The 1,247-nt window shown below is 69.2% G+C and carries 1 protein-coding gene; it reads left to right on the top strand.

The annotated features are described in order from the left end of the window. Positions 1–2: 2 nt before the first annotated feature. On the top strand, positions 3–1,247 hold the full coding sequence (locus A5709_RS16590; protein ID WP_067943121.1) for a PPE family protein: 1,245 nt from the start codon (positions 3–5) through the stop codon (positions 1,245–1,247).

The following is a 1,247-nucleotide window of genomic DNA, read 5'->3' on the forward strand; positions in this document are numbered from 1 at the left end:
AGGTGTTTGACTTCGGGGCGTTACCGCCGGAGGTTAATTCCGGTCGGATGTATGCGGGTCCGGGTTCGGGGCCGTTGATGGCGGCGGCGGCGGCGTGGGATGAGATTGCTGCTGAGGTGGCTGCGGCGGCCAGTGGGTATAGCTCGGTGGTTACGGAGTTGACGTCGGGGCCGTGGGTGGGTCCGGCGGCGTCGTCGATGGTGTCGGCGGTGGTGCCGTATGTGAATTGGTTGGGTGCGGTGGCGGGGTTGGCCGAGGACACGGCCAGTCAGGGGCGCGCGGCGGCGGCGGCGTTTGAGGCGGCGTTTGCGATGACGGTGCCCCCGCCGGTGATTGCGGCTAATCGGGTGTTGTTGGCGACGTTGATCGCGACGAATTTCTTTGGCCAGAACACCCCGGCGATCATGGCGACGGAGGCCCAGTACATGGAGATGTGGGCCCAAGACGCGGCGGCGATGTATGGCTATGCGGCGGCCTCGGCGACGGCGTCGGCGTTGGCGCCCTTTGAGCCCGCGCCGAATACCACCGCCCCTGAGGGGGTGGCCGATCAGGCGTTGGCGCTGACCCAGGCCGCCCAGCAGCCCGCGGGCAACACCGCCCAGACCGTGGCCTCGAGCACCTCGCAGCTGGCGAGCACGCAGCTGGTCACCACCGCGGCGCCCCAGGTGACCGCGACGTCGACCCAGCCGGGTCCGTTGACCTGGTTGACCAATGCGATTCAGGGCTTGCAGACGGGGTTGCCCACGCCGACCAACAACTATCTGGGGCTCAATCCGACCTTGTACACGGTGATCCTCAAGCAGACCTCGGGTCTGGCCTATTTCTCCAACGGTATCCCGGCGTTTTGGTCGCAGCTGGCTCAGCAGTTGGTGTCGGGTCCGGGTGGTAGCACGGCCGGTGCCGGTGGTGCGTGGTATCCCACGCCGCAGTTCGCCCAGTTGGGCCTGGGCAACCTGGGCAGCCTGAGCAGCAGCGTTTCGGCCGGTGCCGGGCAGGCCGCCCAAGTCGGGGGTTTGTCGGTGCCCCAGCAGTGGGCCACGCTGACCTCGGCGGTCAGCCCGGCCAACGCCGAGGCCGAGGCCCTTCCCGTGCAGACCGCCGGGGCCACCGCCAGCCCGCCGGGCAACGCCCTGCTGCGCGGCATGCCCACCGGCGTCATGGGCCGACGCGCCGGCGCCGCCGCGGGCTACTCCCACAAATACGGCTTCCGCTACAGCGTCCTAACCCGCCCACCCTCAGCCGGATAG

It is taken from the genome of Mycobacterium sp. E1386 (assembly GCF_001672745.1).
Classification (GTDB): domain Bacteria; phylum Actinomycetota; class Actinomycetes; order Mycobacteriales; family Mycobacteriaceae; genus Mycobacterium.